General features: G+C 71.8%; 18 protein-coding genes and 1 pseudogene. 15 read left to right on the plus strand and 4 right to left on the minus strand.

The genetic code is table 11. From position 1 onward, the window contains the following. The first annotated feature begins 1 nt into the window (after position 1). Positions 2-856 carry a protein phosphatase 2C domain-containing protein gene (locus tag OVA15_RS03880; protein ID WP_268143205.1) on the plus strand — a complete coding sequence of 285 codons (855 nt, stop codon included), beginning with the start codon at positions 2-4 and terminating at the stop codon, positions 854-856. An 88-nt stretch (positions 857-944) separates the two neighbouring features. After that, positions 945-2,189, plus strand: a complete 1,245-nt coding sequence (hemW, locus tag OVA15_RS03885; RefSeq protein ID WP_268143208.1) for a radical SAM family heme chaperone HemW — start codon at positions 945-947, stop codon at positions 2,187-2,189. A gap of 117 nt (positions 2,190-2,306) precedes the next feature. Here the strand turns inward: hemW and OVA15_RS03890 are convergent, their stop codons facing one another. Both OVA15_RS03890 and OVA15_RS03895 read right to left on the minus strand, forming a co-directional pair. Beyond that, positions 2,307-2,900: a DUF4870 domain-containing protein gene (locus OVA15_RS03890; RefSeq protein WP_268143210.1), complete on the minus strand. Its 594-nt coding sequence runs from the start codon at positions 2,898-2,900 to the stop codon at positions 2,307-2,309. A gap of 147 nt (positions 2,901-3,047) precedes the next feature. After that, a pseudogene (locus OVA15_RS03895) lies at positions 3,048-3,913 on the minus strand (DUF3097 domain-containing protein). Positions 3,914-4,109: 196 nt separating this feature from the next. On the opposite strand from OVA15_RS03895, the gene hrcA reads away from it, so the two are divergent. From hrcA to OVA15_RS03945, 10 genes are all read left to right on the plus strand, one after another. Next, positions 4,110-5,123, plus strand: a complete 1,014-nt coding sequence (gene hrcA, locus OVA15_RS03900) for a heat-inducible transcriptional repressor HrcA (RefSeq protein WP_268143212.1) — start codon at positions 4,110-4,112, stop codon at positions 5,121-5,123. Positions 5,124-5,223: 100 nt separating this feature from the next. Continuing rightward, positions 5,224-6,381, plus strand: a complete 1,158-nt coding sequence (gene dnaJ / locus OVA15_RS03905) for a molecular chaperone DnaJ (protein WP_006213245.1) — start codon at positions 5,224-5,226, stop codon at positions 6,379-6,381. Positions 6,382-6,391: 10 nt separating this feature from the next. After that, complete coding sequence (locus tag OVA15_RS03910) at positions 6,392-7,156, plus strand: 16S rRNA (uracil(1498)-N(3))-methyltransferase (RefSeq protein WP_058870927.1); 765 nt, start codon at positions 6,392-6,394, stop codon at positions 7,154-7,156. Between the two features lie 282 nt (positions 7,157-7,438). Beyond that, positions 7,439-8,458, plus strand: a complete 1,020-nt coding sequence (locus tag OVA15_RS03915; protein WP_231861304.1) for a PhoH family protein — start codon at positions 7,439-7,441, stop codon at positions 8,456-8,458. After that, the gene (gene ybeY, locus OVA15_RS03920) at positions 8,455-8,961 is read left to right on the plus strand and encodes an rRNA maturation RNase YbeY (protein ID WP_006213242.1); all 507 of its coding nucleotides are present in this window, start codon (positions 8,455-8,457) and stop codon (positions 8,959-8,961) included. The genes OVA15_RS03915 and ybeY overlap by 4 nt, the downstream gene beginning before the upstream one ends. Positions 8,962-9,028: 67 nt before the next feature. After that, positions 9,029-10,081, plus strand: a complete 1,053-nt coding sequence (locus OVA15_RS03925; protein WP_006213241.1) for a GTPase Era — start codon at positions 9,029-9,031, stop codon at positions 10,079-10,081. A 41-nt stretch (positions 10,082-10,122) separates the two neighbouring features. Further along, positions 10,123-11,661, plus strand: a complete 1,539-nt coding sequence (locus tag OVA15_RS03930) for an LCP family protein (RefSeq protein ID WP_268143219.1) — start codon at positions 10,123-10,125, stop codon at positions 11,659-11,661. Between the two features lie 255 nt (positions 11,662-11,916). Continuing rightward, positions 11,917-13,671: a 2-isopropylmalate synthase gene (gene leuA / locus OVA15_RS03935; RefSeq protein ID WP_268143221.1), complete on the plus strand. Its 1,755-nt coding sequence runs from the start codon at positions 11,917-11,919 to the stop codon at positions 13,669-13,671. Positions 13,672-13,678: 7 nt separating this feature from the next. Beyond that, positions 13,679-14,434 carry a DNA repair protein RecO gene (recO, locus tag OVA15_RS03940; protein WP_268143223.1) on the plus strand — a complete coding sequence of 252 codons (756 nt, stop codon included), beginning with the start codon at positions 13,679-13,681 and terminating at the stop codon, positions 14,432-14,434. Positions 14,435-14,455: 21 nt separating this feature from the next. After that, a complete protein-coding gene (locus OVA15_RS03945; RefSeq protein ID WP_268143226.1) occupies positions 14,456-15,241 on the plus strand; it encodes an isoprenyl transferase in 786 nt (261 codons plus the stop codon). Positions 15,242-15,249: 8 nt separating this feature from the next. Here the strand turns inward: OVA15_RS03945 and OVA15_RS03950 are convergent, their stop codons facing one another. After that, entirely contained in the window at positions 15,250-16,332 is a 1,083-nt protein-coding gene (locus OVA15_RS03950) for an alpha/beta hydrolase (protein WP_268143228.1), read from the minus strand. 61 nt (positions 16,333-16,393) lie between these two features. On the opposite strand from OVA15_RS03950, the gene OVA15_RS03955 reads away from it, so the two are divergent. Then, the gene (locus tag OVA15_RS03955) at positions 16,394-17,497 is read left to right on the plus strand and encodes a quinone-dependent dihydroorotate dehydrogenase (RefSeq protein WP_204781726.1); all 1,104 of its coding nucleotides are present in this window, start codon (positions 16,394-16,396) and stop codon (positions 17,495-17,497) included. A 94-nt stretch (positions 17,498-17,591) separates the two neighbouring features. Here OVA15_RS03955 and OVA15_RS03960 read toward each other — a convergent pair whose 3' ends face one another. Continuing rightward, positions 17,592-18,221, minus strand: a complete 630-nt coding sequence (locus OVA15_RS03960) for a DUF3043 domain-containing protein (protein ID WP_024290489.1) — start codon at positions 18,219-18,221, stop codon at positions 17,592-17,594. 60 nt (positions 18,222-18,281) lie between these two features. Between OVA15_RS03960 and OVA15_RS03965 the strand changes: the two genes are divergently transcribed. Both OVA15_RS03965 and OVA15_RS03970 read left to right on the plus strand, forming a co-directional pair. Next, positions 18,282-19,715: a dipeptidase gene (locus OVA15_RS03965; RefSeq protein ID WP_268143231.1), complete on the plus strand. Its 1,434-nt coding sequence runs from the start codon at positions 18,282-18,284 to the stop codon at positions 19,713-19,715. Positions 19,716-19,872: 157 nt separating this feature from the next. Beyond that, positions 19,873-20,241, plus strand: coding sequence for a HesB/IscA family protein (locus OVA15_RS03970; RefSeq protein WP_006213232.1), 369 nt, complete (start codon positions 19,873-19,875; stop codon positions 20,239-20,241). Positions 20,242-20,304: the final 63 nt, after the last annotated feature.

The raw sequence follows: 20,304 nt of genomic DNA on the forward strand, positions 1-20,304 counted from the left end.
CGTGACCTGCGGCCCGGCCGTGGTGGCCGTCTCGGCGAAGCGGCGCACGCAGGACGCCTGGGGAACGGGCTGCGATGCCAGCGGACGGCTCCAGGCGGCCTGGGTGCTCGACGGGGCCACAGCGCTGGGCGCCAAGGACCCCTGCAGCGCCGACGAGCAGGTCGCCCGCTTCGCCTGGAGGCTCTCCGCAGCCCTGCGCGCGATCCTCGCCGACGCCGGAGCTCGAGCGCGCAGCCAGCCCCTGCACCAGATCGTCGAGGCCGCCCGCGCCGAGGCCCAGCGCAGCATCGAGATTGGCTGGCCCGCGGCCGAGATCCCCGCGGCCACGCTGTCGCTGATCCGGCGCACCGCCCAGGGCCTCGAGTGCTTCGTGCTGGGGGACTCGCCGCTGTGGCTCGAGGACGGTGGGCAGATCTTGGAGGTCGTCGATCCGCAGTTCGCCGGCGGCGACGCCCGAGTGCTGCGCCGCTGGCACGAGCTGCGAGCACAGGGCCGCAGCGCTGAGGCCGCCTACGCCGAGCTTCTCGAGGCGCAGGTGCTGGACCGGCGCACACGCAGCACCGAGGACGGGCTGTGGATCCTCGGCGGTTCGCCGCAGGCCGCGCAGCATGCCCGCGTGGAGCTGATCCCCGGGGCCGAGCAGCGGCGCGTGTGTCTGCTCACCGACGGTCTGGAGCGCGTGGTCGATCCCTTCGCGATCACCGGTCGGCGCGGGCTCTTCGAGGCGCTGCACAGCGGATCGGCTGGCTCCCTCGCCCAGAGCCTGCGTGGGCTCGAGCGAGCGGATCCCCGCCGCGTGCGCGCGCCCCGGATGACTGTGCACGACGACATCACCGGCCTGGCGATCACGCTCTGACCTGCACGGGAGCTCCGCCCTGGAGTTCACATCGAACGTGAAGTCCGCGCAAATAATCCAAACCTGAAGTAGAACTCGAAGGATGAAGATGCCCTCTCTGCCCGATGGCGAGACCCCTCCGGAGGACGGGCTGCTCCCGGAGACCGCCGCTCACGGAAGCGACGAGCGGACCCTGAGCCTGTACGTGCACGTGCCGTTCTGCTCCGTGCGCTGCGGCTACTGCGACTTCAACACGTACACCGCCCTGGAGCTGGGCCCCGACGTCTCGCAGGCGGCCTACCACCTCGAGGCCGTGCGCGAGATCGAGTTCGCCCGCGAGGCGCTCGAGCGCTCCGGGGCGGCGCGCCGTGGACTGCACACCGTCTTCTTCGGCGGGGGCACGCCCACCCGGCTGGCCTCCTCGGCGCTCGTGGAGATCCTGGACAGCGCCCGCGGGAGCTTCGGTCTGCTGGAGGGCGCGGAGGTCACCACCGAGGCCAATCCCGACTCGGTGACCCGGGAGGACCTGCAGACGCTGGCCGACGGAGGATTCACCCGCGTGTCCTTCGGCGTCCAGTCCGCGGTGCCGCACGTCCTGCGCACCCTGGAGCGCACCCACGATCCCGCCAACGTGCCGAGGGTCGTGCAGTGGGCCAAGGAGGCCGGGCTGTCCGTGAGCACGGATCTGATCTACGGCACGCCGGGGGAGTCGCTCGAGGACTGGAGGGAGTCGCTGCGCCAGGCCATCTCCCTGGAGCCGGACCACCTCTCCGCCTACTCCCTGATCGTGGAGGACGGCACGCGCATGGCGGCGCAGATGCGCCGCGGCGACGTGGACCCGGTGGACCCGGACGACCAGGCCGAGAAGTACGGGATCGCCGAGCAGATGCTCTCCGAGGCAGGCTTCGAGTGGTACGAGATCTCCAACTGGTCCCGGGTCGCGGGCGGGCGCAGCGCGCTGGAGAACCGCTCGGCGCACAACCTCGCCTACTGGCACAACCAGGACTGGTGGGGCGTCGGCCCCGGCGCCCACAGCCACGTGGGCGGCGTGCGCTGGTGGAACCGCAAGCACCCCATGCCGTACGCGCAGACGGTGCGCAGGGGCCTCTCTCCCGCCGTGGGCCGCGAGCAGCTCGACGACGACACCCGGTACATGGAGCGCGTGATGCTCGAATCCCGCATCGCAGACGGCATGCCGCTCACGGCGCTGCGTCCGGAGGGGCGCGAGCAGATCGCGGGGCTGGTGGCGGAGGAGCTGATCGACGGCCGCAGCGCGCTGCAGGGCCGGCTCGTGCTCGCGCTGCGCGGCCGCCTGCTCGGGGACGCCGTGGTGCGGCGGCTGCTCGTCGACTGAGCCGCAGGGCTCTCGGACCCGTCGGAACGGCCGGTCCACGGCCGGGCAGACCTGCGGCTGACATGCAGAAGGCCCCGCCGAAGCGGGGCCCTCTGCGCGTGCCGTGGGGCGTCCGGGTCAGTTCTGCGCGCCGGCACCCGGCTCGGGGGCATCAGCGGTGCGGCCGCTGGGGGTGACGACCTGGCCCTGGGCTGTGACCGGACCGGAGGTCTCGCGCTCCCGGCGGCGCTCCTGGCGTCGGCTCGCCAGGGCGTCGTAGAGGTACCAGTTGAGGCGGTAGCGGTACGGACGCCCGGAGTTGGCGGAGACGGCTGCGGCGACCGAAGAGATGGCGAGGATCAGCCAGGCTGCGGCGGCCAGGATGGCGAAGATCCAGCCGACCCACGGGATGAAGGCCAGCAGCGCGCCGGCGATCACCACGAGGGTGGGCAGCAGCGTGAAGTTGGCGGCCTCCAGGGACTCCTGCTCGGTGAAGCGGGCGCGGCCCCTGGCCCAGCGGTGGATGCTCATGCTGGGCACGCATCCGACCACTCCGAGCATGTGCGTCAGTGTGGCCAGCTGCTGATCGTCCGAGACGGAGACCGGACCGGGCTGGGCGCTGAGCCCCTCGTACTCGTTCGGCGCGAGGGCCGCCTGGTCGTCGGATCCGGGGTCGGCCGGCTCGGCACCGGAGTCGCTGAGTCGCTGGGGGCTGCTGCTGGAGACGGCCACTGTCCACCTTCGAGGTCGTGTGACCGGCAGGGCCGGTCGAGCGGGCGCCGCAGGTCCCCTGGGGGTCGGGGAGGCGCTCGGGTCCTGCACAGTCTAGCCGCTGACGGCCTCCGAGGGCTTCGTGGGAGGCCCCGTGTGACGGGTTGCTCAGGCGCTGCCGGGGACCGTGACGAAGTCGATGAGCTCCTCGACGCGCCCGAGCAGCGCCGGCTCCAGATCGGCGTAGGTGTCCACGCGGGAGAGGATCGAGCTCCAGGCCCGTCCGATGTCCTCGGGGGTCTCGTGCGGCCAGCCCAGTCCGCGGCAGATCCCGGTCTTCCAATCGATCCCGCGCGGCACCTCGGGCCAGGCGCGGATGCCCATGGCGCTGGGCTTCACGGCCTGCCAGATGTCGATGTACGGGTGGCCCAGCACCGCCACGTTGCCGGGGGCGGACGGCACCCGCATGGCCTCCTCGGCGATCCGGGACTCCTTGGAGCCTGCGACCAGGTGATCGACCAGGATGCCCAGGCGCCGCGACGGCCCGGGGGAGAACTCCGCGACGGCCGCGGCCAGATCGTCCACGCCGTGCAGCGGCTCGACCACGATGCCCTCGACCGCCAGGTCGTGGCCCCAGACCTTCGCGACCAGCTCGGCGTCGTGCTTGCCCTCGACCCAAATGCGGGAGGCCTGGGCCGTGCGGGCGCGGAAGCCCTCCACCTCGACCGACCCGGAGCGGGTGCGCGCGGGAGCCTTGGGGCGCTGCGGCGCTGAGGCTCGGCAGCGATCACGGGCTCGCCCTCGAAGAGGAAGCCGGGCCCCAGGGGGAAGCTGCGGATCCTGCCCCGACGGTCCTCGAGGCTGAGCACGCGCATGCCGCCTATCGTCTCCAGACGCACCACGGCCCCGACCCAGCCGGTCTCGAACTGCTCGAGGACCATGCCGCGGGCCACCGGCAGCTGACGCGGCTCGGGCGGGCGGTTCGAGGCGGACAGGTCGCTGAGGGAGCGCGGTCCCCAGGACGAAGGGGGCATGGCGGCCTCCAGATCGACGGACGTGGTGGTGCGGCGCGCCGGAGGGGGCGCCTCCGGGCGGATCAGCGGCGAGCGTACCAATGCCCCGGTGCGAGCGCGGAGGCGTGAGCCCGCCTACACTGGCTTAGCAGTGTGCGCCCCCGAGTGCCAGAATGGTCCTCCGAGCGAGCACGCACAGCGCAGGAAGGAGCGGAACATGGATCACCCCCGGCGGCTGCAGGTCCTGCAGGCCATCGTGGAGGACTATGTCCACTCCCGGGAGCCGGTGGGCTCCCAGGCCCTCGTCGAGCGCCACGCCCTCGGCGTGTCCTCGGCGACCGTGCGCAACGACATGGGCGTGCTGGAGGAGGAGGGCCTGATCATGGCCCCCCACACCTCCTCGGGTCGGATCCCCACGGCCAAGGGGTATCGCGAGTTCGTCGACCGGATCGCGGCGGTCCAGCCGCTGACCCCGGCCCGGCGCCGCGCGATCCAGACCCTGCTCGAGGGCGCCGACGGCATCGACGACGTCATGGAGCGCACGGTGCGCCTGCTCTCGCAGCTCACCCACCAGGTGGCGGTCGTGCAGTACCCGTCGGTGAGCTCGGCCGTGCTGCGGCACCTGGAGCTGGTGCGCATGGACGAGCACCAGGTCCTGCTGGTCGTGATCCCCACCGACGGCCGGGTCTCCCAGCGGATGCTGCGCATGCCCGAGCCGGTGGCCGAGTCCGTCGTCCTGGATGCCCGGGCGAGGCTGCTGGGCGCGGTCGTCGGGCATCCACTGGACGGAGCCGGTGCGGCCGTGATGGCCGCGGCCCAGCAGGCGCCCCCGGCCGAGCAGCCCCTGCTGGAGGCGGCGGCCGCGGCCGTGGCCGCCGTGCTGGACAGCGCGTCCGGGCAGCGCATGCTGCTGGCAGGCACCGCGAACCTGGCCCAGTCCACCGACGACTTCCGCCGCAGCATCGGCCCCGTGCTGGAGGCGCTCGAAGAGCAGGTCACCCTCCTGCAGCTGCTCTCGGAGATGGAGCAGGACGAGCGCGGGGTGGCCGTGCGCATCGGCGCGGAGGACTCCTCGGACCCGCTGGTCGAGACCGCTGTCGTGGCCACCGGATACGGTCCGCAGCGCAGGGCCAAGCTCGGCGTGCTGGGACCCACCCGCATGGACTACCCGCAGACCATGGCGGCGGTGCGCGCCGTGGCCAGCTACCTCTCGCGCTCGCTGCCCAGCTGAGCCGCACCGAACAGACTCGCGCTCTCCTTGAGCCCGGCCATGCGCCCGGCGAGGGGCGCGCAGACCACGAATCCCAGAGATGACGAGGACGGAACGACCTGTGAGCGATCACTACGAGACCCTGGGCGTGTCCCGGGACGCCTCCGCCGAGGAGATCAAGCGCGCCTACCGCAAGAAGGCCCGTCAGCTGCACCCGGACGTCAACCCGTCGCCGGATGCCGCCGATGAGTTCAAGCGCGTCTCCCACGCCAACGACGTCCTCTCCGACCCGGAGAAGCGGCGCATCTACGACGCCACCGGCAATGAGAACGGCGAGTCCGGCTTCGGCGGAGGCGGCTTCGGCGGCGGCGGCGGGTTCGGGGGCTTCGGCGACATCTTCGACGCCTTCTTCCAGGGCGGCGGAGCCCAGGGCCCCAAGTCCCGCACGCGCCAGGGCCAGGACGCTCTGATCACCGTGGACGTCTCCCTGCAGGAGGCCGTCTTCGGCACCCAGAAGCGGATCACGGTGGACACCGCGGTCGTGTGCCCCGAGTGCCAGGGCACCTGCTGCCAGCCGGGCACCCACCCCGAGCAGTGCACCGACTGCGGCGGCCAGGGCCAGGTCCGCCAGCCCATCCGCTCGCCCCTGGGCACCGTGATGACCGTGGCCGAGTGCCCCACCTGCCGCGGCTACGGCGATGTCATCAAGTCCCCGTGCCAGGAGTGCTACGGCCACGGGCGCGTGCGCGACAAGCGCCCGCTGAACGTCAAGATCCCCGCCGGCGTGCGCAGCGGAGTGCGCATCCGCCTGTCGGGGCAGGGCGAGGCCGGCGTGGCCGGCGGCCCCAGCGGCGACCTGTACGTGGAGACCAAGGTCACCCAGGACCCCACGTTCACCCGCGACGGCGACGACCTGCACGTCACCGTGCGGATCCCCATGACCTCGGCCGCGCTGGGCACCACCCTCAAGCTCGACACCTTCGACGGCCCCCAGGAGATCTCGATCCCCGCAGGCACCCAGTCGGGTCAGACCCGCCGGGTCGAGGGCCTGGGCTCCACCCGCCTGCGCAGCCAGAGCGGGGAGCGCGGCGATCTGGTGGTGCACCTGGAGGTCGAGACCCCCGAGGACCTCACCGGCGAGCAGCGCGAGCTGCTCACCCGGCTGGCCTCCCTGCGCGGCGAGGAGCAGCACACCGGAACCGCCGTGAGCCGCACGCAGGAGCGCGGGGGCGGCGGCGGGTTCTTCTCGCGGCTGCGCGACCGCTTCGCGGATCAGTGAGGCGCCGGACATGACCACGCTGCCCGTCTTCCTCGCCAAGACCGAGCTGCTCGGCGCCGGCACGGGGGAGCAGATCGTGCTCAGCGGCCCTGAGGCCCGCCACGCCGCCACCGTGCGGCGCCTGAGCACCGGCGAGCGGCTCGAGCTCGTCGACGGCCGCGGGCTGCGGGTCACCGGCAGCGTCGTGAGCGCCGCTGGCGACCGGATCGAGCTGCGCGTCGAGGACTCCGTGCAGGAGCCGGCGCGCAGCCCCGAGCTGGTCCTCGTGCAGGCCCTGGCCAAGGGCGACCGTGATCTGCAGGCCGTCGAGTCCTGCACCGAGCTCGGCGTCGAGGCCGTGATCCCGTGGCAGGCCGAGCGCTCGATCGCCAAGCTGCGCCCCGAGCGCCAGGCCAAGCAGCTGGCCAAGTGGGAGTCCGCCCTGACTTCGGCGGCCAAGCAGTCCCGACGGGCTCGCTGGCCGCAGCTGCGCGAGCCGGTCACGAGCTTCTCGCTGGCCCGGCTCATCGAGGAGGCGCCGGGCACCCGCTGGCTGGTCCTGCACGAGAGCGCGCAGCAGCGTCTCACCGAGCTGCTTCCGGAGCTGGCGTCCCACGAGGACCTGGAGGGGATCGGGCTGATCGTGGGCCCGGAGGGCGGCGTCTCGGACGCGGAGCTCGAGCGCTTCGTGCAGGCCGGGGCTCAGCCGATGCTGCTGGGCCCGGAGGTCCTGCGCTCCTCCACGGCAGGGGCCGCTGCCGTGGCCGTGCTGTCCTGCGCTCTCGGGCGCTGGTGAGCATCCACGGCGGCACAGCCGCCCGCCGGCGCGTCGCACCGGCGCGATAGCATGGGCCCTCGAACCGCACCTCGGCCTGCACCAGCTGCAGCCTCCCGTGCGGAGCAGACCACGCGCAGCGCAACGGAAGGCGGCAGCGGCCACACGGCCCTCACCATGGATCACAGCACCCTCTCGGACACCGAAGCGGACCCGCAGCGTCCCGTCGGGGCACCCGCGCAGGACGCGTCCCCGGAGCAGGAGCGCGTGCGGCGCACCGTCGTCTTCCACGACCGCGAGACCATGGTGCGCAGCATCGGCCAGGCCGATTCCGCGCTGACCCAGATCGAGCTGGCCCGTCCGGGCACCCATCTGCGCGCCCACGACCTCACCGTCTCGGTCGACGGCCGCGCGGAGGACGTCGCCGTCGTCGTCGCGCTGCTCGAGGAGATCCGAGCCCTGGCCTCCCAGGGGACGCTCGTCACCCCGCAGGTGATCGCGCAGCTGATGGGCATCCTGGGCAGGGATGCGGCGGCACGGCCCTCGAGCGCTCTGAACCAGGACATCCTCAGCTCGCGCGGGCGCACCATCCGCCCCAAGACGATCAACCAGAAGCTCTACGTGGACGCCATCGACGACCACACCGTGACCTTCGGCATCGGCCCGGCCGGCACAGGCAAGACGTACCTGGCCATGGCCAAGGCGGTGCAGGCGCTGCAGCGCAAGGAGGTCTCGCGGCTGATCCTCACGCGTCCCGCGGTCGAGGCCGGCGAGCGGCTGGGCTTCCTGCCCGGCTCCCTCAACGAGAAGATCGACCCCTACCTGCGGCCGCTCTTCGATGCCCTGCACGAGATGCTCGACCCGGACGCGATTCCCAAGCTCATGGAGGCCGGGACCATCGAGGTGGCCCCGCTGGCCTACATGCGCGGGCGCACGCTCAACGACTCCTTCATCATCCTCGACGAGGCCCAGAACACCACGCCCGAGCAGATGAAGATGTTCCTCACCCGCCTGGGCTTCGGCTCCAAGATCGTGGTCACCGGCGACATCACCCAGGTGGACCTGCCCGGCGGCACGTCCTCGGGCCTGCGCCAGGTCGAGCACATCCTCCACGGCGTCGAGGACATCGCCTTCCCTGAGCTGACCAGCGACGATGTCGTGCGCCACGAGCTGGTGGGGCGGATCGTCGATGCCTACGAGGTCTTCGGCGTGACCAACCGCCGGCGCCAGGAGCGCCGCGAGCGCAAGGACGCCCGTCGTGAGGCCGCAGCCCAGCGCGGGACGTCGCAGGACGCACAGGAGCAGCAGGGGGAGGGCGCATGAGCGTCGAGTTCGACATCCGCCCGCTGCCGGAGGACGCCACGGCCGCCGATCGCGCCAGCTGGGAGGCGTACGTCCCGGCGCGGCAGCGGGAGCTGGTCGAGCACTGCTTCCGCGAGCTGCACCTGTCGAAGTCCGTCGAGCTGTCGATCGCCGTGGTCGACGAGGACGAGATGTCCGAGCTGCACGTGCAGTGGATGGATCTTCCCGGGCCCACCGACGTCCTGTCCTTCCCCATGGACGAGCTGCGCGCCGGCACCGCCCAGGAGCCGACCGAGGGCGTGCTCGGGGACATCGTGCTGTGCCCGCCGGTGGCCGCCAGGCAGGCCGCCGAGGCCGGGCACAGCACCGAGGACGAGTTCGCCCTGCTGACCGTGCACGGCATCCTGCACCTGCTCGGCCACGACCATGCCGAGGACGACGAGCGCACGACCATGTTCGCCCTGCAGCGACAGCTGCTCAGCGGCTTCCTGGGCCGGCAGGCCCCCGCCGAGACCATCCGCTGAACCGCCGCCGAGCGCACCGCAGCGGCCATCCCGTCCTCACCACGACACCTGAGAGCAGCACCTGAAGATGAGCGAGACAACCCGGACCGGCGGCCCCGCGCAGTGGGATGATCCCGCACAGACGCGCGCGGGCTTCGCCGTCTTCGTGGGACGGCCCAACGTCGGCAAGTCCACGCTGACCAATGCGCTGGTCGGCGAGAAGATCGCGATCACGTCCAACCGCCCGCAGACCACGCGCCACACCATCCGCGGGATCGTGCACCGGGACAGCGGCCAGCTCGTGCTCGTCGACACGCCGGGGGTCCACCGCCCGCGCACGCTGCTGGGGGAGCGGCTCAACGAGCTCGTGAGCGAGACCCTCAGCGAGGTCGACGTCCTGGGCATCTGCATCCCGGCGGACGAGAAGATCGGCCCCGGCGACCGCTTCATCGCCCAGCAGCTTGCCAGTGCTGGGCGCAAGCCGATCGTCGCGATCATCACCAAGGCGGACAAGGTCGATCGCGGGGAGCTCGCCGAGCAGCTCATGGCCGTGGAGGCCATGGGTCGCGAGGTGCTCACCGCGGAGCATGTGGAGTTCCAGCGCCGTCAGGGCATCAGGGCCAGGAAGCGCGGGCGCGACTACACGCCGACTCCGGTGCCCGAGGACATCGGATTCGCCGATGTCATCCCCGTCTCGGCGGTCGACAGCTTCCAGCTCGAGGAGCTGGCCGAGCTGCTGATCTCGCACATGCCGATCTCCCCGCCCCTGTACCCGGACGGTGACCTCACGGACGAGCCGGAGATGACGCTCGTGGCCGAGCTCGTGCGCGAGGCGGCCCTTGAGGGCGTGCGCGACGAGCTGCCGCACTCACTGGCTGCCGTGTGCGACGACATGATCCCGCGCGAGGACCGGCCCGAGGACGATCCCATGCTGGACGTGCACGTCTCGCTGTATGTGGAGCGCCCGTCGCAGAAGGCCATCGTGATCGGCAAGCAAGGGGCCCGCCTCCGGGAGATCGGCGCCACGTCTCGTGCTTCGATCGAGCGGCTGCTCGGCACCCGGGTCTACCTCAGCCTGCACGTGAAGGTGGCCAAGGAATGGCAGCGCGACCCGCGGCAGATGTCACGGCTCGGCTTCTGAAGCCCCGAGGCCACCCCCCCAGATCGACCGGAACAGAGCACGTGAGCACACACCCCCGAGATGACGCAGCAGCCGACGAGCGCACCACCGAGCCGGAGCAGCTCGGTCGTCACTGGAGTGCCGCGTCCGCGCCGCCGGAGGGGCGGCGCTGGGGACTGATCATCGCGGCCATGCTTCTGGCCGTCGTGGTGGGCATCGGCGGGCTGAGCATCTTCAAGCTGCAGCAGAACCTGGTCACCAGCCCGCTGAACCTGGGGCAGGAAGAGGCGGAGGACTCCGGGGCCACCGACATCCTCATCCTCGGCTCGGACACCCGCGCCGGTGAGGGCAACTCCCGCTACGGGGAGGTCGAGGAGGGCAACGGCGGCGGCAAGACGGACGTCATGATGCTGGCCCACATCTCGGAGGACCGCGAGGACGTCACGGTCGTGTCCTTCCCCCGCGATCTGATGGTGGAGATCCCCGAGTGCACGGATCCGGAGACCGGCCAGACCTACCCTGCGCAGGATGCCGCCATGCTCAACTCGGCGGGGGAGAACGGCGGCCCCGGCTGCACGGTGGCAGCGATCAACGAGCTCACCGGCCTGAGCATCGATCACTTCATGCTCGCCGACTTCGACGCCGTGACCGAGCTGTCGCGCAGCGTGGGCGGCGTGGAGGTCTGCGTGAACCACGAGGTCGACGATCCCAAGTCCGGACTGGAGCTGTCGGCGGGCACCTCCACGGTGGAGGGCGAGCAGGCCCTGGCGTTCCTGCGCTCCCGGGCGGCCTTCGGCGACGGCGGCGACGAGTCCCGCATCCGCTCGCAGCAGCAGTTCATGTCCTCGCTGGCGCGCAAGCTGAAGGCCGAGGGCACCCTGAGCAATCTGCCGGCGCTCTACGAGATCGCCGATGTCATGACCCAGAACCTCCATGTGGACCAGGAGCTGGGCAATGTCACGCGCATCGTGGGGCTGGCCGGGGAGCTGGCGAATGTGGACCTCTCGCGCGTGGTCTTCGTGTCGGTGCCCGCCGAGGTCTACCCGGAGGATCCCAACCGCCTGCAGCTCGACGAGGAGCCGGCCGAGGAGCTCTTCGAGGTCCTGCGCCAGGACGGCTCCCTGACCGAGGACGGGCAGCCGGAGGCCTCCGCGTCGCCGTCGGCCTCGGCCGGCGCCAGTGCCACAGCCACCGCCGCACCCACCGGGAATGCGACCGCCGAGCCCACGGGCGCGGCCTTCAGCCCCGACACGGTGCCCGTGACGGTGAACAACGCCTCGGGCGCCGAGGATCGGGACCAGGAGCTCGTCGACCGGCTCGGCGAGGCCGGCTACGACCTCGCCGAGCTCGGCGAGCAGTCCGAGGAGGACCTGCCGGGCACCCAGCTGCACTACGCCATGGGCTGGCAGGGCGCCGCGGAGCAGGTCGCCGACGAGCTCGGCATCCCCGAATCGCAGATCGCCCCCGGCGACGACCTGCTCAGCGGCCTCTCGCTGACGGTGGGCGAGGACTTCGCCCAGGGGGAGACCATGGCCGTCGACTCCGAGGTCCCGGAGCAGTACAGCGGTCAGACGGCCGAGCAGTTCACCTGCCAGCAGTGATGCCGCGGGCAGTGCCTCAGAGGCCGGTCCGTGGTGATACGGTCGAGGCCATGTGCACGGCCGCGAAGCTACTGCTGATCTGCCGCAGCGGGTCCTGATCCTGGCCTGATCCCGCCCCTGACCGCCACGGTCGCCGGGGCGCCGAGATCGCCAGGAAGGGCCGGATCCCGCTGCGGCGCTCGTCATGCCCGGCCCGGTCCACTTCTCACCCATGCCGCGCGGTGCTCCCGCGCGGCGTCAGAGACAGGTACACCCATGCAGAATCGCCAGAAGCCCTCGGGCATGCCCACGCACAAGTACCGCCCGTTCCACGAACAGATCCCGTTCTCCCTGCCGAATCGCACCTGGCCGGACAAGATCATCACGCAGGCCCCGCGCTGGTGCGCCGTGGATCTGCGCGACGGCAACCAGGCCCTGATCGACCCCATGGACTCCCAGCGCAAGCTGATGTTGTTCGAGCTGCTCGTGAAGATGGGCTACAAGGAGATCGAGGTCGGCTTCCCGTCCGCCTCGCAGGTCGACTTCGACTTCGTGCGCCGCCTCATCGACGAGGACCGCATTCCCGAGGACGTCTCGATCCAGGTCCTGACCCAGTCGCGCGAGCACCTCATCCAGCGCACGTTCGAGGCCATCGCCGGCGCCCCGCAGGCGATCGTGCACCTCTACAACTCGACGTCGGTCCTCCAGCGCCGGGTGGTGTTCCGCTCGGATGAGGACGGGATCGTCGACATCGCCCTGACGGGTGCGCGCCTGTGCATGAAGTACGAGGAGCAGCTCGCGGCCACGACCGACACCAGGATCGTCTACGAGTACTCGCCCGAGTCGTTCACCGGCACCGAGCTCGAGTTCGCGGCGCGGATCTCCAACGAGGTCGCCGAGACCTTCGAGATCGGCGGCGACCGAGAGATGATCCTGAACCTGCCGGCCACCGTCGAGATGGCGACCCCCAACGTCTACGCCGATTCGATCGAGTGGATGACGCGCAACCTGTACCACCGCGACTCGACGATCCTGTCCCTGCACCCGCACAACGACCGCGGCACCGGCGTGGCCGCCGCCGAGCTCGGCTACCTGGCCGGTGCGGATCGCATCGAGGGCTGCCTGTTCGGCAACGGCGAGCGCACCGGCAACGTGGATCTGGTGACCCTGGGCCTGAACATGCTCACCCAGGGCGTGGATCCCATGATCGACTTCTCGGACATCGCGCACATCCGCTCCACCGTGGAGACGGCGAACCAGCTGCCGGTACCGGAGCGCTCCCCGTACGGCGGCGACCTGGTCTTCACCGCGTTCTCCGGCTCGCACCAGGACGCCATCAACAAGGGCTTCGACGCCATGCAGGCGGATGCTCAGCGCCAGGGCGTCTCGGTCGACGAGCTCGAATGGGCCGTGCCGTACCTGCCGATCGACCCCAAGGACCTGGGCCGGTCCTACGAGGCCGTGATCCGCGTGAACTCGCAGTCCGGCAAGGGCGGGGTGGCCTACCTCCTGAAGACCGAGCACGGGCTCACCCTCCCGCGCCGCGCCCAGATCGAGTTCTCCGGCGTGGTCCAGCGCCACACGGAGGACAGCGGCAGCGAGATCAGCGGCGAGCAGATCTGGGAGATCTTCCAGGACGAGTACCTGCCTGCCGATCACGACGGCAACCGCTGGGGCCGCTACCGTCTGACTTCGATCAGCACGCATTCGGACAGCGACGGCGACACCCGCCTGGATCTCGGCCTGCAGATCGACGGCGTCGCGCGCCAGCGCACTGCCAGCGGCAACGGCCCGATCGACGCCCTGATCCAGATCCTGCGCGCCGAGGGCGTCGACCTGCGCCTGCTCGACTACTCGGAGCACACGCTCTCGGCGGCCTCGGACGCCCACGCGGCCTCGTTCGTCGAGCTCGCGGTGGGGGAGCAGGTCCTGTGGGGCGCGGGCATCGACTCCTCGACCACGCGCTCCTCGCTGAAGGCCGTCGTCTCGGCGGTCAACCGCGCGGCCCGCGCGGCGTCGCAGGAGGCCTGAGACCGCCGTGGCCCGTGGCTCGTCGTTCGCCTCGGCGTCCTATCGGGACACCGGGGTCGTGCTGCGGACCTACCCGCTGGGGGAGGCCGACCGGATCGTGATTCTGCTGACGCGGGAGCACGGTCAGGTCCGGGCCGTGGCCAAGGGCGTGCGGCGCACGAGCTCCAAGTTCGGCTCCCGGCTCGAGCCGTTCACCCTCTCGGACCTGCAGCTCGTGCACGGCCGCAGCCTGGACATCGTCTCCCAGGCGGTGGCGCGCAAGACGTGGTCCACGGCGATCGCCTCGGACTACTCCCGGTTCACCGCGGCAGCGGCCATGGTCGAGGCGGCCGAGCAGCTCTCGACCGACGACGGCCAGGAGACCCGGCCGCAGTACGACCTGCTGATCGGCGCCCTCTCCGCTCTGGCGCGGGGGCTGCACGCCCCGGATCAGCTGCTGGACTCGTACCTGCTGAGGGCCGTGGCCGCGGCGGGGTGGGCGCCGTCGTTCACGGTCTGCGCCCAGTGCGGGGACCCGGGTCCGCATCGGTCGTTCAGCGCGCAGCTGGGCGGGATGGTCTGCGATCGCTGCCGCCCGCCCGGCTCGCTGTCGCCGGACGTCCGTGTGGTCGCCCACCTGCAGGCGCTGCTGGACGGTGACTGGCCCCAGGTGGATGCGGTCGATCCCCGCACAGCCCGGGCCGCCGCCGGTATCATCGGCGCCTACGTCCAGTTCCACCTGGAGCACGCCGTGAAGTCGCTGCCGCTCGTCGAGCGCGACTGACCTCCCGTCGAGAGGACCCCTGTGAGCCGCTTCTCCCCGCCCCCGGCACACCCCTCCGGTGCCGTGGCTCCGGCGATCCCCGCGCAGTTCGTGCCGAAGCACGTGGCCGTGGTGATGGACGGCAACGGGCGCTGGGCCAATGAGCGGGGCCTGCCGCGCAACGAGGGCCATCGCGCGGGGGAGCGGGCCCTGGTGGATGTGGTCGCCGGGGCCATCGAGATGGGCATCCCGTACGTCTCGGCCTACGCGTTCTCGACCGAGAACTGGAAGCGCTCGCCCAGCGAGGTCGCCTTCATCATGAACTTCACGGCCGAGGTCATGCAGCGCCAGATCGACACGTTCCACGAGTGGGGCGTGCGGATCCGCTGGGCGGGGCGCAGGCCGCGCCTGTGGCGCTCGGTGATCGACCGGCTCGAGACCGCCGAGCGGGAGACCCGCGACCACGACGTCGCCACGCTGACCATGTGCGTGAACTACGGCGGACGGGCCGAGATCGCCGATGCCGCAGCCGCCATGGCCCGCGATGCCTCCGACGGCCGCCTCAACCCTCAAAAGATCGACGAGAAGACCCTTCAGGCCTACCTCGACGAGCCGGATCTGCCGGACGTCGATCTGTTCCTGCGCTCCTCCGGAGAGCAGCGGATCTCCAACTTCATGCTGTGGCAGTCGGCCTACGCCGAGCTCGTCTTCCAGGACGTCCTGTGGCCGGACGTCGATCGTCGGACGCTGTGGGCCGCCGTCGAGGAGTTCGCCCGTCGCGACCGCCGCTACGGCGGGGCCGTGGACAAGGTGACCGGCGGCGCCTGAGCCGGTCCTCAGCCGCCGGGCAGGCGCTGTGCGATCTCGCGCAGCCACCCGCTGAGATCGGCGAAGGCCCGCTCGCGCACCTGCGGGGCGGAGCGGTGGATGTCGTGCAGGCCGCTGTCGTAGGAGATCACCCGCGGCGTACGGGACAGCACCCCGATCCCGCGCCGCACCTGCCGCACGTCCAGCACCGTGTCGCGGCGGCTGGCCAGCGGAGTCCACCACGGCAGGAACAGGCTGGCGCGGGCGGTCTGCAGCAGCACCGGGGCCTGCACCTGGGATCCGGCGAGGTGCAGCTGGCGCAGCCGCAGATGCCCCTGGTGCGCGGCCAGCAGGAAGCCGACCGTGAGCGGGAACGAGGTCTGCGGGCGCCAGCGCGGGTCCAGCTCCCATTCACCCTCGTGGTCGGCCGAGAGGCTGCGGTAGTAGCTGCTCGTCAGCCGCAGCGGCAGCGGACGGCCGTGCCAGCGCCGCGGCACCCTGCGTAGCACGGCGACCAGGGCCCGGCCCGTGAGGTCGTGGGCATGCGAGGCGATCCACGGCGTGGCCAGTGCGAGGCCCGCCGGAGGCTCCTGGGCCAGCAGGGCCGCAAGGCTGAGCAGCAGCCCTCCGGTCGAGTGCCCGATCCACACGATGCGCCCCGGTTCGGCCGGTGCGCCGTCCTCGTCGATCGCGCGCACGGCCTGCTGCAGGTCCTCGCGGTACTCGCGCATGGACTCGGCGTAGCCGGGGACGTCCGGACGGGCCAGGACGTCGTCGTCCAGGGCGCGGCCGTAGCCGTGCAGGTCCACGGCGTAGAAGCGGAACCCGGCCGCCGAGACCGTGCGGGCGAGCTCGGGATTCGCGAAGTAGTCCGACCAGCCGTGGACGTAGATCACCGTGCCGGGGGCTCGCCGCCAGGACTCGGCGTCGAGGCGCTCGTGGACGGGATCCAGCCAGGGGAGGTGGCGCACCAGCGTTGCGCGGTCATGGGCTCCGCGGCCGGTGACCCGCAGCCGACGGGACTCGAAGCCCGGGCCCAGCACGTCTTCGTCCCAGAGGCCCTCCTGGTCCCCGTCGTCCGAACGCGGGAGCCGGTCCTGGGCACTGGGCACGATGGCTGCCTCCTGGGGCGGGCGCGACGAACGGCGCCGGCATTCTGCGAGAATGTCGGTCATGCGCCTCTACCCTATGTTCTTCCGCCTCGCGTTCTCCGGGATGGATCCCGAGCGGGCCCATCACCTCGGCTTCCTGGGCATCCGCCTGTGCCGCAGCCTCGGCGTCTCGGCGGTGCTGCGCCGGCTGTGCGGGCCCGGTCGCGATCAGGCCGTGGAGGTCATGGGCCTGCGCTTCCCGTCGCGCTTCGGACTGGCCGCCGGCTTCGACAAGGGCGCCCAGGGGATCCCCGCGCTGGCGGACCTGGGCTTCGGGCATGTGGAGATCGGGACGGTGACCGCCCAGGCGCAGCCGGGCAACCCGCAGCCGAGGCTGTTCCGCCTGGTCGAGGACCGCGCCGTCATCAACCGGATGGGCTTTAACAACGACGGCGCCGCAGCCGTCGCACCTCGCCTGGCCCGGGCCCGTCGCGAGCTCGACGCCGACTGGTCCGGGCGGGCCCGTCCGGTCATCGGGGTCAACATCGGCAAGACCAAGGCGGTCGCGCTCGAGGACGCCGTGGCCGACTACCGCGCCTCGACCCGCCAGCTCGCTCCGCTGGCCGACTACATGATGGTCAACGTCTCCTCGCCGAACACCCCGGGACTGCGCGAGCTGCAGGCCGTCGAGTCGCTGCGGCCCATCCTCGCCGCCGTGCGGGAGGAGTCGGAGGCCGCTGCGGGGCGCCGCATCCCGCTGCTCGTGAAGATCGCCCCGGACCTGGCCGATGACGACGTCCGCGCTGTTGCCGACCTGGCCCTGGAGCTGGGCCTGGACGGGATCGCCACCACGAACACGACGATCGCCCGCGATGGCCTGGGGCTGCGCACCGATCCGGGGGCGGTCGCGAAGATCGGCGCCGGAGGCCTCTCGGGCGCGCCGCTGGCCCCGCGGGCCGAGGAGGTCCTGCGCATCGTCCGCGCGCACGTGGGGGACCGGCTCACGATCATCGCCGCCGGGGGAGTCGCCTCCGCCGAGGACGCCCGGCGCCGGCTGGAGGCCGGTGCCGATCTGGTCCAGGGCTACACGGCCTTCCTCTACGAGGGGCCGTTCTACGCCGCCAGGATCGTGCGCGGGCTGCGTCGCGGGAGCCGCCGTCCGGGCCGCCGCGCGCGCCGGGGCTGAGCACGAGCCCTCAAGAGCGGCTGAAGGCCCTCTCCCCGCGGGGAGAGGGCCTTCAGCACAGCTGCTCGCACCGCGCAGGAGCGAGGAGGGAGACTCAGGAGGGGCGCTGGCCGCGCTTGACCTGGGGGCGGGGCATGCGAGTCGAGCGCAGGTTCATGGCGCGGGTCACCGCGTAGAAGCTCGTGCCGGACTCGCGGCTGCCGAACTTGCGGTTCAGGCCGCGACGCACGCCGATGACCAGCAGGATGCTGTCGAGCACCGCCATGGCGATCAGCGCGTAGAACACGGCCACACCGATCTGCTGCAACCCGGAGGGGATCAGCAGGAAGACCAGGGCGATCAGCGCGATGGGCATGAGGACCTCCGCGACGTTCCAGCGGGAGTCGACCCAGTCGCGCACGAAGGCCTTCTGCTCGCCCTGATCGCGTGCGGGCAGGTAGCGGCGGTCGCCGGCGGCCATCCCCTGCTGGGCCGTGAGGCGCTGCTCGCGCCGGGCGGCGCGGTCGGCCTGCTTGGCGGCCTTGCGGTCCTCCGGGACCAGCGGGCGCACGCGCGCGGCCTCCTGCTGACGGCGCGAGGGCGTGGGACGGCCCTTGCCCTCGGTCTTGGGACCGCGGTGCCGAGCCTCGTCGTGCTCCGTCTGCTCGGCCTCCGGGGCGGCGGCCGTGGAGCCGCCGACGGGCTCGTCGGTGGTCTGTGCTTCCTTGCTTCTGCGTCCGATCACCCGTCGAGTCTAGACGACCGCCCGCGACGCAGCGCGCTGTCGTCGCTAGGATCGGCGTCCATGAGCGACAGCGAGCAGACACCGCCCCTGACGGCCCCCGCCCATGTGGCCGGCATCGACCGCGAGGCCTTCCGCCGGGCGGTCGACGACGATTTCGAGACTGTGATCGATCAGCTCACCGAGCTGGTGGCGATCCCCGGCATCGCCTGGGACTCGTTCGACCAGGAGCCCCTCGAGCGATCGGCGAAGGCCGTCGCCGCGCTGATCGAGGCCGAGGGCTTCGACTCGGTCGAGATCCACGCGGCCGACGGCTCCGAGTCCCACCCGGCGATCCTGGCCCGGAAGGAAGCCGCAGAAGGGCGCCCGACGGTCCTGCTCTACGCCCACCACGATGTCCAGCCCCCAGGAGAGCTCTCCGCCTGGACCACCCCGCCGTTCGAGGCCCAGCAGCGCGACGGGCGCCTGTGGGGCCGAGGCGCAGCCGATGACAAGGCAGGCGTGCTGGCCCACGTGGCCGCCGTGCGCGTGCTGCGCCGGATACTCGGAGAGGACCACGGCCTGGGCATCACCATGTTCATCGAGGGGGAGGAGGAGGCGGGCTCCCCGCACTTCGCCGAGTTCCTGGCCCGCCACAGCTCGGCCCTGGCCGCCGATGCGATCGTCATCGCCGACTCCGCCAACTGGCAGGTCGGGGTCCCCACGCTGACCACCAGCCTTCGGGGCGTCGTGGGCGCGATCGTCGAGGTCAGCGGCGTGGACCACACCCTCCATTCCGGCGGTTACGGCGGGCCGGTGCTGGACGGGCCCACGCTGCTCTCCCGTCTGATCGCCACGCTGCACGACGACGACGGCGCCGTGGCCGTCGAGGGCCTGCAGCGCCACGAGGGAGCCGAGAGCGGCGATCAGCTGCACTACGACGAGCAGCAGTTCCGCGCCGATGCCGGAGTGCTGCCGGACGTCCGGCTGGCCGGGCGGGGGAGCCTGACCTCGAGGCTGTGGACGCAGCCGGCGATCTCGATCACCGGCTTCGACGCGACCGCCGTGGATGTCGCCTCGAACACGATCGCCCCCAGCGCCCGGGCCAAGATCTCGCTGCGCATCGCCCCGGGCCAGGACCCGAAGGAGGCCGCGCGGGCCCTGGTGAGCCACCTCGAGTCGCACGCTCCCTTCGGCGCCCGGGTGGAGGTCGAGATCGAGGAGACCGGTCCCGCCTTCGCCACCGACACCTCGGCCCCTCCCGCCCAGGAGATGCTCTGGGCGCTGGGCGCGGCCTGGGGCCGTCCCAGCGTGGAGATGGGCATGGGCGGATCGATCCCGTTCACGGCCGACCTGCAGGCCATGTACCCGGAGGCCGCGATCCTCGTCACGGGGATCGAGGACCCAGACACGCGCGCCCACGGGATCGACGAGTCCCTGCATCTGGAGGACTACCGCCGAGCGATCCTCGCCGAGGCGCTGTGGCTCGCGGCTCGGGCGGCCTCGTCGGGCAGTTGAGCCGCTGCCCCGGCGCGCCGGAGCCGGCGTGCGCGCCGCGACCGCGCGGCGGATGGACGCGGGAATGTTCTCGGGTCCACACTGGTTCTACGGCGCAGGAAGGCTGCCACGTCCCGCTCCTCAGCTCGAGGAGCGGACAGCAAGGAGGAGAGAGCTCATGACCGTCACCACCGACACCGTCACCACCGAGGGACTGCCCACGCACGGGGTCAATCTGACCGATACCGCCGCGCAGAAGGTCAGCGGCCTGCTCGAGCAGGAGGGGCGCACCGACCTGCGCCTGCGCGTGGCCGTGCAGCCCGGCGGCTGCTCCGGTCTGATCTACCAGCTCTACTTCGACGAGCGCGTCCTCGACGGCGACGCCGCCAAGGACTTCGGCGGGGTCGAGGTCATCGTCGACAAGATGTCGGTGCCCTACCTCGAGGGCTCCACCATCGACTTCGAGGACACGATCGAGAAGCAGGGCTTCTCCATCGACAACCCCAACGCCCAGGGCTCCTGCGCCTGCGGCGACTCCTTCAGCTGATCCGCACCGGGGCGAGCCTCGGCAGCGCATCAGCACGGGCCCCGCGCCTCCTGATCAGGAGGC

This window comes from Kocuria sp. SL71 (assembly GCF_026672465.1).
GTDB classification, from domain to species: Bacteria; Actinomycetota; Actinomycetes; order Actinomycetales; family Micrococcaceae; genus Kocuria; species Kocuria palustris.